Raw genomic sequence first — 14,754 nt, 5'->3', positions numbered from 1 at the left:
GCGGCGGGCGCAGCGCCAGACGAGTCGAGAGACTTTACTGCAGGCGAAAGGAGCCGCCGTGTGCGCGATGCGTGGCGGCACAGTGAATCGATATGGCGAAACGGGATTACTACGAGGTTCTGGGCGTCGCGAAGAATGCGAGCGACGACGAAATCAAGAAGGCGTATCGCAAGCTTGCGATGAAGTATCACCCTGACCGCAATCCGGACAACAAGGATGCGGAAGAGCATTTCAAGGAGGTGAAGGAAGCCTATGAAATGCTGTCGGACGGCCAGAAGCGGGCAGCGTACGACCAGTACGGCCACGCGGGCGTCGATCCGAACATGGGCGGTGCGGGCGCACAGGGCTTCGGCGGCTTCGCGGACGCGTTCGGCGATATCTTCGGCGACATCTTCGGCCAGGCGGCGGGCGGCGCCGCGCGCGGCGGCCGTGGCGGCCCGCAGGTATATCGCGGCGCCGACCTGCGCTACAGCATGGAGATCACGCTCGAGCAGGCCGCACACGGCTACGACACGCAGATCCGCGTGCCGAGCTGGGTGTCGTGCGAGGTCTGCCACGGGTCGGGTGCGAAGCCCGGCACGAAGCCGGAAACCTGCCCGACCTGTCACGGCCAGGGCACGGTGCGCATGTCGCAAGGCTTCTTCAGCATCCAGCAGACCTGCCCGAAGTGCCACGGCACGGGCACCTACATTCCCGAGCCGTGCGTGCATTGCCACGGATCGGGCAAGGTGAAGGAAACCAAGACGCTCGAAGTGAAGATTCCGGCCGGGATCGACGACGGGATGCGGATCCGCTCGGCCGGCAACGGCGAGCCGGGCATCAACGGCGGGCCGCCGGGCGACCTGTACGTCGAGATCCACATCAAGCCGCATTCGGTGTTCGAGCGCGACGGCGACGATCTCCATTGCCAGATGCCGATCCCGTTCACGACCGCCGCGCTCGGCGGCGAGATCGAGGTGCCGACGCTGGCCGGCCGTGCGTCGTTCCCGGTGCCGGAAGGCACGCAGTCGGGCAAGACGTTCCGCCTGCGCGGCAAGGGCATCAAGGGGTTGCGTTCGAGCATCGCGGGCGATCTGTACGTCCACGTGCAGGTCGAGACGCCGGTGAAGCTGACCGACAACCAGCGCGACCTGCTCAAGCAGTTCGAGAAATCGCTGGCCGAGGGCGGCGCGCGTCACAGCCCGCAGAGCAAGAGCTGGTTCGACCGTGTGAAGAGCTTCTTCGAGTAACTCGAGTAACAGCATGACTGAAGGCAACGAGAGCGCGTCGTTCGCGCTCTTGGACGATTGCGACTCGACCGCGCTCGCGCGGTCGAGTCGTTTGTATTCGGGGTTCGTGCGCGAACGCGTGTGCACGGATCCGGCTCGGCTCGACGAGGTCGACGCGGCGGTGGCGCAGGATCTGCGCGACGGGCTGCATGCGGTCGTCGTCGGCGATTTCGAATTCGGACGCAACCTGCAACGAGCGCAGCCGGGCCACGCCCCGCTGCGCTTTTTGCTGTTTGCGCGCTGCGAGCGCCTGTCGCGCGACGAAGTCGACGCGTGGCTCGCGCAGCAGGACGGCGGCGGCGCGCCGTCGATCGCGGGCGTCGCGCACGTCGAAAAGAGCGTGTCGCGCGACGCGTTCGACGCGGCGATCGCCGCGGTGCACGACGCGCTGCGTGCGGGCGATTCGTATCAGGTCAACTACACGTACCGGCTGAACTTCGACGTGTTCGGCACGCCGCTCGCGCTGTACCGGCGGCTGCGTGCGCGCCAGCCGGTGCGCTACGGGGCGCTGATCGCGTTGCCCGACGGACCGTGGGTCGTGTCGTGTTCGCCCGAGCTGTTCGTCGAGAAGCACGGCGACGTGCTGCGCGCACGGCCGATGAAGGGCACGGCGCCTCGGTCGGCCGACCCTCGCGACGATGCGGCGGCGGCCACGTTCCTCGCGAACGATCCGAAGAACCGCGCGGAAAACGTGATGATCGTCGACCTGCTGCGCAACGACGTGTCGCGGATCGCGCGCACCGGCACGGTTCGCGTGCCGGCGCTGTTCTCCGTCGAGCCGTATGCGTCGGTGTGGCAGATGACGTCGACGGTCGAGGCCGGCTGGCGCGCCGGGACGACGTTCGCGCAGATGCTGCGTGCGCTGTTTCCGTGCGGATCGATCACGGGCGCGCCGAAACACAAGACGATGGAACTGATCGACGCGATCGAGTCGACGCCGCGCGGGCTCTATACGGGCGCGATCGGCTGGCTTGACGCTGCGAAGCAAGGCGCCGATTCCGACGCGCCGGGCGATCGCCTGGCCGGTTGCGGTGATTTCTGCCTGTCGGTCGCGATCCGTACGCTGACGCTCGATGCTGCCAGTGATGGTGACGACAGCGAAGGTGACGACAGCGCAGGTGTGGCCGATGCCGAAGCACGCCATCCGGCAACGGTAATCGCCGGCCGGCGCCGCGGCACGATGGGCGTCGGCGCGGGCATCGTGCTCGACAGCGTCGCGGCTGACGAATATGCGGAGTGCGAATTGAAAGCGCGATTCCTGACGGATGCCGATCCCGGCTTCCAGCTGTTCGAAACGACGGCCGCCACGCGTGCGGACGGCATCCGGCATCTCGATCGCCATCTCGCGCGGCTGCAGCGTAGCGCGGATGCGTTCGGCTTCCGCTTCGACGCCGATGCGTTACGTCGCGAGATCGATGCACGCTGCGCGGCGCTCGACGGCGACGGCGCTTACCGGATGAAGCTCGCGCTCGCGAAGGACGGCACGATCGAGATCATCGCGGCGCCGCTCAAGCCGTTGCCGGCGGGGCCGGTCGGCGTGCTGCTGGCGTCCGCGCACGGCTTCGCACCGACCCGTGCGGGCGATGCGCTGCTGCTGCACAAGACCACGCGCCGCGCCGAATACGATCGCGCGTGGCAGGCGGCGGAGGCGCTCGGCGGTTTCGACATGCTGTTCGTCAACGAGCGCGGCGAGGTGACGGAAGGCGGCCGCTCGAACCTGTTCGTGAAGCTCGACGGCCGGTGGGTGACGCCGCCGCTCGAGTCCGGCGTGCTGCCGGGCGTGATGCGCGGCGTGCTGCTCGACGATCGTACGTTCGGCGCGACCGAGCGGGTCGTGACTCGCGGCGATCTCGCGCGTGCTGAGGCGCTGCTCCTGACCAACGCGCTGCGTGGTGCACTCGACGCGGTCCTGAAGTAACCGGCAGATAGTCGACCGCTGCCGGTAGCATAAGAAAGAAAAAGCGCGGCGCCCTGCAAAGGGCGCCGCGCTTTTTTCATCGAGGGCCGGCGAATGCATCGCCGGCACCGCGCCGGACGTCAGAACGAATGCTCGGGGCCGGGGAACGAACCGTCCTTCACCGCGCGCACGTACGCTTCGACGGCCGCCTGGATGTTCGGCTCGCCCTGCATGAAATCCTTGACGAAGCGCGGCCGCTTGCCGGGGAACACGCCGAGCATGTCGTGCAGCACGAGCACCTGGCCCGAACAGTCGGCGCCGGCGCCGATGCCGATCGTCGGCACGCGCAGCATCTGCGTGACTTCGGATCCGATCAGCGTCGGCACGGCTTCGAGCAGGACGACCTGCGCACCGGCCGCCTCGACCGCGCGCGCGTCGCGCAGCAGTTGCGCGGCGCTGGCTTCGGTCTTGCCTTGCACCTTGAAGCCGCCGAACGCGTGCACCGACTGCGGCGTGAGGCCCACGTGCGCACACACGGGCACCGCGCGCTCGACGAGGAAGCGGATCGTCTCGGCGAGCCATTCGCCGCCTTCCAGCTTGACCATCTGCGCACCGGCGCGCATCAGCTTGACGCTGCTTGCGAATGCCTCGGCCGGCGTCCCGTACGTGCCGAACGGCAGGTCGGCCATGATCAGCGCGCGCGGCTGCGCACGGGCGACGCAGGCCGTGTGATACGCGATGTCGTCGAGCGACACGGGCAGCGTGGTCGTGTGGCCCTGCAGCACGTTGCCGAGCGAATCGCCGATCAGCAGCACGTCGACGCCCGAACGGTCGAGCAATGCGGCAAAGCTCGCGTCGTAGCAGGTGAGCATCGCGATCTTCTCGCCGGCGTCGCGCATTGCCTGCAGCTTGGGCACCGTGACGGCAGGCCGGCTCGATTCCTGGAGATAGGTCATGGGAAATCCGGTTCGAATGGGTGTGGAACGACAGGCGAGGACGCGTCAGCGCGTCGTCTCGCCCTTGACGAAGAATTCCTTGCGGCCGCGCATCGTCTCGATGCGCTCGACCAGCAGGGCGAGATCGTCGGGGGAATCCAGCGGATTCAGGTGTTCCGCGGCGACCGTCAGCACCGGCGTGCGGTCGTAGTGGTAGAAGAATTCGTTGTACGCGTCGACGAGCGAGCGCAGGTACGCATCGCTGATCTGCAGCTCCATCGGCAGCCCGCGCTTCTGGATGCGCGAGAACAGCACTTCGGGGCTTGCCTGCAGGTAGACGACGAGGTCGGGCGACGGCGCCTGCGGCACGTCCACGTGCGTCGCGACCGAGCGGTAGAGCTGCCACTCGTCTTCCGGCAGGTTCAGCCGCGCGAAGATGTCGTTCTTCTGCGGCATGAAATCGGCGATGACCGGGCGGCCCGTGTCGAGCGCACCGATCAGCTCGCGTGCCTGCTGCGCGCGCTGCAGCGCGAACGACAGCTGCACGGGCAGCGCGTAGCGCGCGGTATCGCGATAGAAGCGTTCGAGGAACGGGTTGTCCTGGGGGCGCTCGAGCAGCGTCTGCATCGACCAGCGTTCGCCGAGCAGGCGCGCGAGCGTCGTCTTGCCGACGCCGATCGGGCCTTCGATCACGAGATAGCGGTGCGGAGCGCGCAGGTCGGGCGCGGTGACGGTGAGGGGAGTCGGGGTCATCGGCAGCGGTTCTTGTCGGCGTCTTCGCTGGCAGCGAGCGCCTTCTGCATCAGGCACTGGCAGGTCTGCACCTTCTCGACGCGCTGGTTCGCGACGGCGGCGAGGAACGCGTCGGCCCGGCCGCGCGCGGGGATGTCGAGTGCCGGCTCGATCTCGACGAGCGGCACGAGCGCGAACGCACGGTCGGTGAGGCGCGGATGCGGGACGATCAGGTCGGGCTCGTCGATCGAATCGTCGCCGAACAGCAGGATGTCGAGATCGAGCGTGCGCGGCGCATTGCGATACGGGCGCTCGCGGCCGAAGTGATGTTCGATCTTCTGGCACAGCGCGAGCAGCTCGCGGGCCGACAGCGTCGTGTCGAGCTTGACGACGCAGTTGTAGTAGTCGTCGCCGCCCGCTTCGAAGGGCGCCGTGCGATACAGGCTCGATTTGCCGAGGATCGAGATGGTGCGCTGCTGCGCAAGGCACACCACCGCGTCCTTCAGGGTCTGGCGCGCATCGCCGAGATTCGCCCCCAGTCCGATATATGCAACCGTCATGGCATCACTTCCTACGTCGTTCGCCGGCGAGCGCGTCAGTCGTCGGAACCGCCCGAGGCGTCCGGTGCCGGCTCGGCGGCACCTTCACCCGGCTTGCGGTTTCGCACGCCGCCGCGGCGGCGCCGCTTGCGGGGCGATTTTTCCTTCGTGCCGCCCTGCGTGAGCAATGCCTCGCGAGCGGCCGCGTCGCCTTCGATGAAATCCGTCCACCACTGTCCGACTTCCGTATCGAGCTCGCCGGATTCGCAGCGTAACAGGAGGAAATCATACCCCGCTCTAAACCTTTGGTGTTCCAGCAGCCGCATCGCGCTGCGGCCCGAGCGTTTCTCGAGGCGCAGCTGCAGGCCCCAGATCTCGCGCATGTCGGCCGAGTAGCGCTTGTGGATCGCGAGTTTCTCGGTCTGCATGTCGAGCACGTCGTCCATCGCACGATGGAGCGCCGGCACCGGGATTTCGCCTTCGGCCGTGTATTGCTCGAAGCGCTGGCGCATGTCGTGCCACAGCAGCGTCGCGAACAGGAAGCCCGGTGAGACCGGCTTGCCGGCGCGCACGCGTGCATCGGTGTTGTTCAGCGCGAGCGTGATGAACTTCTCGCCCTGCGGCTGTTCGAGCACCACGTCGAGCAGCGGCAGCAGTCCGTGGTGCAGGCCCTCCTTGCGCAGCCGCGTCAGGCACGCGAGTGCGTGGCCCGACAGCAGCAGCTTCAGCATTTCGTCGAACAGGCGCGCGGCCGGCACGTTGTTGATCAGGTCGGCGAGCGCGTTGATCGGCTCGCGCGTGTGCGGCTCGATCTCGAAACCGAGCTTGGCCGCGAAGCGCACGACGCGCAGCATCCGCACCGGATCCTCGCGGAAGCGTGTGGCCGGATCGCCGATCATCCGCAACAGGCGAGCGCGCACGTCGGCCATCCCGTCGTGGTAGTCGAGCACCGTCTGCGTCGACGGGTCGTAGTACATCGCGTTGATCGTGAAGTCGCGGCGCGCGGCGTCTTCGTGCTGCTCGCCCCACACGTTGTCGCGCAGCACGCGGCCGCTCGCGTCCACCGCGTGGGTGCGGCGATCGAGTTCGTCGCGCTTCAGGCGCTTCGGCGGCTCGGCAGCGGCCGCCTCGGGCGGCGCGTCGACCAGCGCGCGGAACGTCGACACCTCGATCAGCTCCTGGCCGAACTGCACGTGGACGATCTGGAAGCGGCGGCCGATCAGGCGTGCGCGGCGGAACAGGCGCTGCACCTCGGTCGGCGTTGCGTCGGTCGCGACGTCGAAGTCCTTCGGCGCGATGCCGAGCAGCAGGTCGCGCACCGCACCACCGACGATGAAGGCACGGAAGCCTGCCTGCTGCAGCGTGTCGGTCACGCGCACGGCATTCTTCGAGATCAGCGCCGGATTGATGCCATGCACGCTGGCCGGCACCACGGTCGGTTCATGGTTGCTGCGCGGTTTTTTCGCGCCGCCGCCGCGGGCGCCCTTCGGGGCGCGCGGGGTAGCAGGGGCCGCTTCGTCGGCCGGGGCCGTTGCGGGAGACGTTTGCTCGGTTTCGTCCTGGCCGAGCAGCTTGCGGATGAATTTTTTGATCACGACGTTCAGAAGAGATCGAGGATGCGCCAGCCGCGGTTGCTTGCATGCGCACGCAGCGTGTCGTCAGGGTTGGTCGCGATCGGGTCGGTGACTTTCTCGAGCAACGGGATGTCGTTGTGCGAGTCGCTGTAGAAATAAGTGTGCGGGAAGTCGCTCCATTGCTTGCCGAGCGACGCGAGCCACGCTTCGGTCCGCACGATCTTGCCTTCGCGATAGCTCGGCGTGCCGGTCGGCCGGCCCGTGTACGGCGAATCGGGATGCCCGTCGGTCGTTTCGACCTCGCAGGCGATCAGCGTGTCGACACCGAACGCGGACGCGATCGGGCGCGTGATGAATTCGTTGGTCGCCGTCACGACGCAGCACAGGTCGCCCGCATCGAGGTGCTTGCGCACGAGCTCGAGCGCGGCGGGCGTCATGGCGGGCCGGATCACCTCGTGCATGTACTGATCGTGCCATTCGGCCAGCTGCGCGCGCGAATACTTCGCGAGCGGCGTGATCATCGCCGTGAGGTACGCATGGATGTCGAGCTTGCCGGCCTTGTAGTCGGCGAAGAACTGATCGTTCTGACGCGAGAAGCTTTCCGCGTCGACGATGCCGAGCTTCACCATGAAGCGGCCCCATTCGTGGTCGCTATCGGTCGGGATCAGCGTGTGATCGAGGTCAAAGAGTGCCAGATTAGTCATGGAAGCGCATTTTACTCGAAGCGGTTCGGGCCCGTGCCCGGTGGGGTGATGTCGTCGCCGGGACGCGCCAGCATGCGGCGCAGCAACGGCAGCGTGACGGCGCGTTTCTGCTCGAGCGAAAAGCGGTCGAGCGCGTCGAGCAGCGCCATCAGGCTCGGCATGTCGCGGCGGAAATGGGTCAGCAGGTAGGCGGCGATGTCGTCGGTGAGCGCGATTCCGCGCTCCTTCGCCGCGAGCTTGAGCACGGCGATCTTGCCGGCGTCGGACGGTGGCGACAGGTGGAACACGAGCCCCCAGCCGAGGCGCGTGCGGAGATCCTCGCGCACGTCGAGCGCGAGCGGCGCAGCGGGGCCTGCCGCGACGAACGCGCTCGACGGGTGCGCGCGCACTTCGTTGAACAGGTTGAACAGCGCGACCTGCTGCGTGTCGCTCATCCGGTCGCAGTCGTCGATCGCGTAGATGCCGATGCGCGGGTCGAACGTGAACGCGCCGAGCGGGCTCTGCGGCGTCAGGTAGCGCGCATAGCCGTACGACGCGTCGCTCACGAGCGCCTGCAGCAGATGGGTGCGGCCGCAGCCGGGCTCGCCCCAGATGTAGAACGACCGATCCGGCACGGGGCCCGCCGCGAGCGCGAGGTCGAGCTTCTGCAGGCGCGAGATGAGCTCGTCGTTCTCCTCGTTCATGATGAAGTTGTCGAACGTGGCGGGCGGCGGCGTGCCGAGATCGAGCGTCAGTTGACGGGACACAACAGTCACAATGCGGGTCGGTTGAAAATACGCGCGCCGTACGCCGGGCACGCGCCGGGGCTTGCGTCTTCACGGGCTTCACGCGCGGCCGCACGCACGGCGCCACGCCGGTTTGGGCGCGGTTCGCTCGGCGATGAAAACGGGGACGTGTTGACCAAGATGCAATCCCTGACGATTCGGTGCTGGGAATTCCGGCCAACGGGCCGGCTTCGGGTAAAATCGCATTTTACCGACCTTCTCGCATTCCCCCATGAATCCTCCGAAATCCGCTCCCGACGCTCAGGGTCTGTCCTATCGCGACGCAGGTGTCGACATCGACGCGGGCGACGCACTCATCGACAAGATCAAGCCTTTTGCGAAGAAAACCCTGCGCGACGGCGTGCTCGGCGGCATCGGCGGGTTCGGCGCGCTGTTCGAAGTGCCGAAAAAGTACAAGGAGCCCGTGCTCGTATCGGGCACCGACGGCGTGGGCACCAAGCTCAAGCTGGCGTTTCATCTGAACAAACACGACACCGTCGGCCAGGATCTCGTCGCGATGAGCGTGAACGACATCCTCGTGCAGGGCGCCGAGCCGCTGTTCTTCCTCGACTACTTCGCGTGCGGCAAGCTCGACGTCGACACCGCTGCAACGGTCGTCAAGGGCATCGCGCAGGGTTGCGAACTGTCGGGCTGCGCGCTGATCGGCGGTGAAACCGCCGAAATGCCGGGCATGTACCCGGACGGCGAATACGACCTGGCCGGCTTCGCGGTCGGCGCGGTCGAGAAGAGCAAGATCATCGACGGCAGCATGATCGCCGAAGGCGACGTGGTGCTGGGCCTCGCATCGAGCGGCATCCACTCGAACGGCTTCTCGCTCGTGCGCAAGATCATCGAGCGCGCGAACCCCGACCTGGCGGCCGATTTCCACGGCCGCTCGCTGGCCGACGCGCTGATGGCGCCGACCCGCATCTACGTGAAGCCGCTGCTCGCGCTGATGCAGAAGCTGTCGGTGAAGGGCATGGCGCACATCACGGGCGGCGGGCTCGTCGAGAACATTCCGCGCGTGCTGCGCGAGGGCCTCACCGCCGAGCTGGACCAGAACGCGTGGCCGCTGCCGCCGCTGTTCAAGTGGCTGCAGGAGCACGGCGGTGTCGCCGATGCCGAAATGCACCGCGTGTTCAACTGCGGCATCGGCATGGCCGTGATCGTGTCGGCGGCCGATGCCGACGCAGCGATCGCCGACCTGACCGCCGCCGGCGAACAGGTGTGGAAGATCGGCACCGTGCGTGCGACCCGCGAAGGCGAGGCGCAGACGGTCGTGGTCTGACGCACTGCCTGCAGCAGATGCAGCAAGGAAAGCCGCCCGGAGTCGATCCGGGCGGCTTTTTTTCATGCCGACGGGCGCGGTGCGCCTGAGTTCGCGGCGCGTGCACCGGCCAGCAACGGCGGGACGAGCAGATAAAGCAGTGCGGCCGCGGCCCAGACGAGCCCCGGCCACGTCGCGCGTGTCGCCGCATAGGTCGCGGTGACGACCAGCGGCCCCGCGACGCCGATCAGGCTCGCCACACTCGCGAGCGCGCCTTGCAGTTCACCCTGGCGCGCATCGTCGACCTGCCGCGCGAGCATCGCCTGCAGGGCCGGCAGCGTCATGCCGCCCGCCGCGAACAGCGGCAGCAGCGCGAACGGCACCCACGCGGCGGTCGCGAACGCAACCGCCGCGAGCCCGAGCGCGTCGCCCGCGAGGCCCAGTGCCAGCGCGCGGCGCTCGCCGAGCCGCGCGATCAGCGGCCCGATCGCGAATGCCTGCGCGAGCGCGTGACACGCGCCGTAGCCCGCCAGCGACAGCCCCGCGATCGGCGTCGACCAGCCGAAATGCTCCTGGCCGTACAGGATCCACAGTGTCGCCGGCGCCTGCGACACCAGCGCCACGATTACGTAAATGCCGATCAGCGGTGCGAGCGCGGGCGCGCCGGTCAGCCGGCGCAGGCTCGCGAACGGATTGAGCGCGCCAACCGCATGGCCTTCGCGGGCCGAACGCGGCCGCGATTCCGGCAGCGCACGCCAGACCAGCACGAGATTGAGCGCGTTGAGCACGGCGGCCGCGACGAACGGGGCACGCAGGTGCAGCGCGCCGAGCAGGCCGCCAATCAGCGGGCCCGCGATGAAGCCGATGCCCATCATCGCGCCGAGCTGGCCGAAGCGTCGTGCTCGATCGGGTTCGGCGGTGAGGTCGGTGACGTAGGCAGTCGCGACCGCGACGTTCGCGCCGGTGATGCCTGCGATCAGCCGCCCGACGTAAAGCCAGGCGAGCGTCGGCGCGAGCGCCATCAGCAGGTAGTCGAGCGCGGCGCCCGCGAGCGACGCGAGCAGGACCGGCCGGCGGCCGAAGCGGTCGCTCAGCGCGCCGAGCAGCGGGGCGCACAGGAACTGCGCGAACGCATACAGCGCAAGCAGGATCCCGTAATGGGTGTCGGTGCTGCCTGCGTCGGCGAACGAGCGCAGCAGCCCGGGCAGGATCGGCATCACGATCCCGACGCCGATCGCGTCGAGCAGGACCGTGGCCAGGATGGCAATCAGGGACGGTTTCAAGAGTGTGACTCTATCGATGATAGAGTGGCAATTATTCCACAGCTTTCCCTATCGGTGATAGAGATGAAGGACACAGCGGCGCGGCTGACGCGCGACACGGTATTGCGCGCGGCGCTCGAGCTGCTCGACGAAGTCGGCATCGACGGGCTGTCGACGCGAAAGCTCGCCGAGCGGCTCGGCGTGCAGTCGCCGACGCTTTACTGGCATTTCAAGAACAAGGGCGAACTGCTCGATGCAATGGCCGAGGCGATCATGCTCGAGCGCCACGATGCGTCGCTGCCGCGCCCGGACGAAGCGTGGGATGCGTGGCTTTTGGACAACGCGCGCAGTTTCCGTCGTGCGCTGCTGGCTTATCGCGACGGCGCGCGCCTGCATGCCGGGACGCGGCCGCGCGCGCTGCATTTCGGCTCGATCGAACGCAAGGTCGCGCTGCTCGGCGACGCGGGTTTCGCGCCGGACGAGGCGGTCGACATGATGTATGCGCTGGGCCGCTTCGTGGTCGGATGGGTGCTGGAAGAGCAGGCGGAACCGGACGGCGACGCCGATGCGCCGCTGCCGGACGCGGCCGAGTATCCGCTGCTCGCGAAGGGCTGGGCCGCGCTGCGCGCGCGCAGCGGCGACGAGGCGTTCGAGCGCGGTGTTGCGTTGATCGTGGACGGCGCCCGCGCGCGCCTGGCAGCGCGCGAGCGCGGCTGACGCGGTCAGTCCGGCGTGCGGCCGTCGAGCACGCGTTCGAGCGCGTCGAGTGCGCAGGCCGTCGAGTCCGGCGCGATGCAGTCGACGACGATCCGCTCCGGCATCGCGCGCAGCCAGGTGATCTGGCGCTTGCAGAGCTGGCGTGTCGCGAAGATGCCCTTGTCGCGCATCGTCCGGTAGTCGGTTTCGCCGTCGAGGAATTCCCATGCCTGCCGGTAGCCGACGCAGCGCATCGACGGCAGGTCGGGATGGAGATCCTCGCGACGGCGCAGCCGCTCGACTTCGTCGATGAAGCCCGCGTCGAGCATCGCGTCGAAACGCTGCGCGATCCGTTCGTGCAGTACCGCGCGATCCGACGGCTCGAGCGCGACCGGCACGAAGCGGTAAGCGGCGGCCGCATCGTCGGTGCGGCGCGGTGCGGCGAGCAGCACCGACATCGGCTGCCCGCTCAGCATGAACACTTCGAGCGCACGCTGAATCCGTTGCGAATCGTTCGGTGCGAGCCGTGCGGACGTGTCGGGATCGACTTGCGCGAGCCGCGCGTGCAGCGCGGGCCAGCCATCGCGCTCGGCGTCGGCATCGAGTGTCGCGCGTACGTCCGGATCGGCGCCCGGCAGGTCGTTGAGCCCCTGCGTCAGCGCCTTGTAGTACAGCATCGTGCCGCCCGCGAGCAGCGGCGTGCGACCGCGCGCGGCGATCTCGCCGATCAGGCGCAGCGTGTCCGCGCGGAAACTCGCGGCCGAATACGCGTCGGCCGGATCGATGATGTCGATCAGGTGATGCGGCACGCTCGCGCGCTCGTCGCGCGACGGTTTCGCGGTGCCGATATCCATGTCGCGGTAGACGAGCGCCGAATCGACGCTGACGATCTCGATCGGGCGACGCGCGGCGAGCGCCAGCGCCGCGGCCGTCTTGCCCGAAGCGGTGGGGCCGAGCAGGCAGGCGATCGTCGTCGGGCTCGGGTTGGTGTGCGGTGCTGCGCTCATTGCCCGCGCATGAAGAGGCGGTCGAGATCGTTCAGCGTGAGCTGATACCACGTCGGCCGGCCGTGATTGCACTGGTCCGCGCGTTCGGTCGCTTCCATCTGCCGCAGCAGCGCGTTCATCTCGTCGAGCGTCAGGCGCCGGTTCGCGCGCACCGCGTGGTGGCACGCGAGCGTGCCGAGCAGTTCGTGCTGACGCTCGGTGAGCACGCGTGAGCCGCCGAACGCGTGCAGGTCGGCGAGCACCGCGCGCGCGAGCGACTGCAGGTCGGCATCCTTCAGCAGCGCCGGGACCGCGCGGATCGCGAGCGTAGTCGGCGACAGCACCGCCAGGTCGAAGCCGAGCGATTCGAGCGTGTTGCGCTCTTCCTCGACCGTGCCGATCTCGACCGGCGTGGCCGTCATCGAGATCGGCAGCAGCAGCGCCTGCACGGCGACCGAGCGGTCGGCGAGCGCGTTCTTGAACTGTTCGTACAGGATCCGCTCGTGCGCCGCGTGCATGTCGACGATCACGAGGCCGTGTGCGTTCTGCGCGAGCACGTAAATACCGTGGATCTGGCCCAGCGCGAAGCCGAGCGGCTGCTCGTCGTGCGTGGTCGCCGCGATCGGCGACGCGGTGAAGCCCGACAGCGGTACGATCGGCGCGTCGGCCGAATCGCGGGCGATGGTCGTCGTGCCGTCCGGCGTGCCGGCACCCGTGTCCTTGCGGCCGAACAGCGCGTCATAGAGTGCGAGCGGCTGCGCGACGGGCAGCGTGCCCTGGGTCATCCGCGCCTGACGCATCCACGTGTTGCCCGATGACGAGGACGACGACGGAGAAAAGCCGCTGCCGCCGATCGCGTTGCCTTGCTGGCTCTGGCCTAGCGGCGTATCCAGGAACGAAGAAGGCCCGCGTGGCGTCGGTGAGAGTTGTGCGGCATGGCCGCCCGCCGTGGTTTCCGGCGACGCGCCCGCATGGCGCGCCAGCGCGCGCTGGACCGCATGGAACACGTACTGGTGGATCGAGCGCGAATCGCGGAAGCGCACCTCGATCTTCGACGGGTGCACGTTCACGTCGACGGCTTCGGGCGGAAGATCAAGAAACAGCACATACGACGGGTAGCGGTCGCCGTGCAGCACGTCCTCGTAGGCCGCGCGCACGGCGTGCGTCAGTAGCTTGTCGCGCACGAAGCGGCCGTTGACGAAGAAGTATTGCTGGTCGGCGCGACCGCGGCTCGCGGTCGGCAGGCCTGCGCAGCCGTAGACCGCAAGCGGGCCGGCCTGCTCGTCGAGCGGCAGGTGCGCGGTCGCGAAGCTGTCGCCGAGGATTTTCGCGACGCGCTGCGCCGGCTCGGTCGCATTCCAGTGCTCGACCGCCTTGCCGTTGTGCAGCACCGAGATCGCGACGTCCGGGCGCGCGAGCGCCGCGCGGCGGATCATTTCCAGGCAGTGGCCGAACTCGGTCTGCTCGCTCTTCAGGAACTTGCGGCGCGCGGGCGTGTTGAAGTACAGCTCGCGGACCTCGATCGTCGTGCCGATCGCGCCGGCGGCCGGCGACAGCACGCCCGTCTGCGCGTCGATCTTCATCGCGTGCGCGGCATCGGCCGTCCGGCTCGTGATCGACATCTCGGCGACCGACGCGATCGACGCGAGCGCTTCGCCGCGGAACCCCAGCGTGGCCACCGCCTCGAGCTCCTCGAGCGAGCGGATCTTGCTGGTCGCATGGCGCATCAGCGCGAGCGCCAGCTCGTCCGGCGGAATCCCGCAGCCGTCGTCGGTGATCGAGATGCGCTTGACGCCGCCTTCTTCAAGCACGATGCGCAGCGTGCTGGCGCCGGCGTCCATCGCGTTCTCGAGCAGCTCCTTGACGACCGACGCCGGGCGTTCGACGACCTCGCCGGCGGCGATCTGGCTGATCAGCTGGTCGGGCAGGGGCTGGATCGCGCGCAGCGGGCGCGGGGCGGGGGCGGGCGCGGCGCCCGCGGCCGTTTCGGTGATATCGGACATGGCCGAATTATAGCGAGGCGGCGAATGCGTGCCGGAGCGACCGGCGGTTACGTTTTTTCACGGAGCCTTAAGGTAGTTTCGGTATCATGGGTCCGTAACACGCCCGGCCTTGACCGGTGGGCGCTTC

Annotated in this window: 13 protein-coding genes; 4 read left to right on the top strand and 9 right to left on the bottom strand. The window is 68.2% G+C overall.

Going from position 1 to position 14,754, the window contains the following annotated elements:
• Positions 1–92: 92 nt before the first annotated feature.
• A complete protein-coding gene (gene dnaJ, locus G3N96_RS12505) occupies positions 93–1,229 on the top strand; it encodes a molecular chaperone DnaJ (RefSeq protein WP_043189531.1) in 1,137 nt (378 codons plus the stop codon).
• Between the two features lie 13 nt (positions 1,230–1,242).
• Entirely contained in the window at positions 1,243–3,186 is a 1,944-nt protein-coding gene (locus G3N96_RS12500; RefSeq protein WP_206137405.1) for a bifunctional anthranilate synthase component I family protein/class IV aminotransferase, read from the top strand.
• A 119-nt stretch (positions 3,187–3,305) separates the two neighbouring features.
• Here the strand turns inward: G3N96_RS12500 and panB are convergent, their stop codons facing one another.
• From panB to hda, 6 genes are read right to left on the bottom strand one after another with little or no spacing between them, the layout of a single operon-like run.
• Positions 3,306–4,121 (bottom strand): 3-methyl-2-oxobutanoate hydroxymethyltransferase, encoded by an 816-nt coding sequence (gene panB / locus G3N96_RS12495; RefSeq protein ID WP_206137404.1) that lies wholly within the window; start codon positions 4,119–4,121, stop codon positions 3,306–3,308.
• 45 nt (positions 4,122–4,166) lie between these two features.
• Positions 4,167–4,853 (bottom strand): deoxynucleoside kinase, encoded by a 687-nt coding sequence (locus tag G3N96_RS12490; protein WP_089460444.1) that lies wholly within the window; start codon positions 4,851–4,853, stop codon positions 4,167–4,169.
• Positions 4,850–5,392: a 2-amino-4-hydroxy-6-hydroxymethyldihydropteridine diphosphokinase gene (gene folK / locus G3N96_RS12485; RefSeq protein WP_206137403.1), complete on the bottom strand. Its 543-nt coding sequence runs from the start codon at positions 5,390–5,392 to the stop codon at positions 4,850–4,852. Before folK ends, G3N96_RS12490 begins: the two co-directional genes overlap by 4 nt.
• Before the next feature lie 35 nt (positions 5,393–5,427).
• On the bottom strand, positions 5,428–6,966 hold the full coding sequence (gene pcnB / locus G3N96_RS12480; protein WP_206137402.1) for a polynucleotide adenylyltransferase PcnB: 1,539 nt from the start codon (positions 6,964–6,966) through the stop codon (positions 5,428–5,430).
• A gap of 5 nt (positions 6,967–6,971) precedes the next feature.
• Positions 6,972–7,649: an HAD family hydrolase gene (locus G3N96_RS12475; RefSeq protein ID WP_089424564.1), complete on the bottom strand. Its 678-nt coding sequence runs from the start codon at positions 7,647–7,649 to the stop codon at positions 6,972–6,974.
• Positions 7,650–7,660: 11 nt separating this feature from the next.
• Positions 7,661–8,395: a DnaA regulatory inactivator Hda gene (gene hda, locus G3N96_RS12470; RefSeq protein WP_006484992.1), complete on the bottom strand. Its 735-nt coding sequence runs from the start codon at positions 8,393–8,395 to the stop codon at positions 7,661–7,663.
• A 250-nt stretch (positions 8,396–8,645) separates the two neighbouring features.
• Between hda and purM the strand changes: the two genes are divergently transcribed.
• Complete coding sequence (gene purM, locus G3N96_RS12465) at positions 8,646–9,701, top strand: phosphoribosylformylglycinamidine cyclo-ligase (RefSeq protein ID WP_206137401.1); 1,056 nt, start codon at positions 8,646–8,648, stop codon at positions 9,699–9,701.
• Between the two features lie 62 nt (positions 9,702–9,763).
• Here the strand turns inward: purM and tet are convergent, their stop codons facing one another.
• Positions 9,764–10,963: a Tet(A)/Tet(B)/Tet(C) family tetracycline efflux MFS transporter gene (gene tet, locus G3N96_RS12460; RefSeq protein WP_206137400.1), complete on the bottom strand. Its 1,200-nt coding sequence runs from the start codon at positions 10,961–10,963 to the stop codon at positions 9,764–9,766.
• A 63-nt stretch (positions 10,964–11,026) separates the two neighbouring features.
• Between tet and tetR the strand changes: the two genes are divergently transcribed.
• Positions 11,027–11,659: a tetracycline resistance transcriptional repressor TetR gene (gene tetR, locus G3N96_RS12455; protein ID WP_206137399.1), complete on the top strand. Its 633-nt coding sequence runs from the start codon at positions 11,027–11,029 to the stop codon at positions 11,657–11,659.
• Between the two features lie 5 nt (positions 11,660–11,664).
• Here tetR and miaA read toward each other — a convergent pair whose 3' ends face one another.
• Both miaA and mutL read right to left on the bottom strand, forming a co-directional pair.
• On the bottom strand, positions 11,665–12,645 hold the full coding sequence (gene miaA, locus G3N96_RS12450; protein WP_206137398.1) for a tRNA (adenosine(37)-N6)-dimethylallyltransferase MiaA: 981 nt from the start codon (positions 12,643–12,645) through the stop codon (positions 11,665–11,667).
• Positions 12,642–14,627: a DNA mismatch repair endonuclease MutL gene (gene mutL, locus G3N96_RS12445; protein WP_206137397.1), complete on the bottom strand. Its 1,986-nt coding sequence runs from the start codon at positions 14,625–14,627 to the stop codon at positions 12,642–12,644. Before mutL ends, miaA begins: the two co-directional genes overlap by 4 nt.
• Positions 14,628–14,754 lie beyond the last annotated feature (127 nt).

Source organism: Burkholderia sp. Se-20373 (assembly GCF_017104705.1).
Lineage (GTDB): Bacteria > Pseudomonadota > Gammaproteobacteria > Burkholderiales > Burkholderiaceae > Burkholderia.
The sequence above is the reverse complement of the archived record's forward strand: the minus strand, read 5'-3'. Positions and strand labels throughout refer to the sequence as shown.

Bases quoted from the DNA above. Each gene is read 5' to 3' on its own strand.
- panB (WP_206137404.1), bottom strand. From the start codon at position 4,121: ATGACCTATCTCCAGGAATCGAGCCGGCCTGCCGTCACGGTGCCCAAG.
- G3N96_RS12490 (WP_089460444.1), bottom strand. From the start codon at position 4,853: ATGACCCCGACTCCCCTCACCGTCACCGCGCCCGACCTGCGCGCTCCG.
- miaA (WP_206137398.1), bottom strand. From the start codon at position 12,645: ATGAGCGCAGCACCGCACACCAACCCGAGCCCGACGACGATCGCCTGC.
- mutL (WP_206137397.1), bottom strand. From the start codon at position 14,627: ATGTCCGATATCACCGAAACGGCCGCGGGCGCCGCGCCCGCCCCCGCC.
- folK (WP_206137403.1), bottom strand. From the start codon at position 5,392: ATGACGGTTGCATATATCGGACTGGGGGCGAATCTCGGCGATGCGCGC.
- tetR (WP_206137399.1), top strand. From the start codon at position 11,027: ATGAAGGACACAGCGGCGCGGCTGACGCGCGACACGGTATTGCGCGCG.
- purM (WP_206137401.1), top strand. From the start codon at position 8,646: ATGAATCCTCCGAAATCCGCTCCCGACGCTCAGGGTCTGTCCTATCGC.
- dnaJ (WP_043189531.1), top strand. From the start codon at position 93: ATGGCGAAACGGGATTACTACGAGGTTCTGGGCGTCGCGAAGAATGCG.
- G3N96_RS12500 (WP_206137405.1), top strand. From the start codon at position 1,243: ATGACTGAAGGCAACGAGAGCGCGTCGTTCGCGCTCTTGGACGATTGC.
- G3N96_RS12475 (WP_089424564.1), bottom strand. From the start codon at position 7,649: ATGACTAATCTGGCACTCTTTGACCTCGATCACACGCTGATCCCGACC.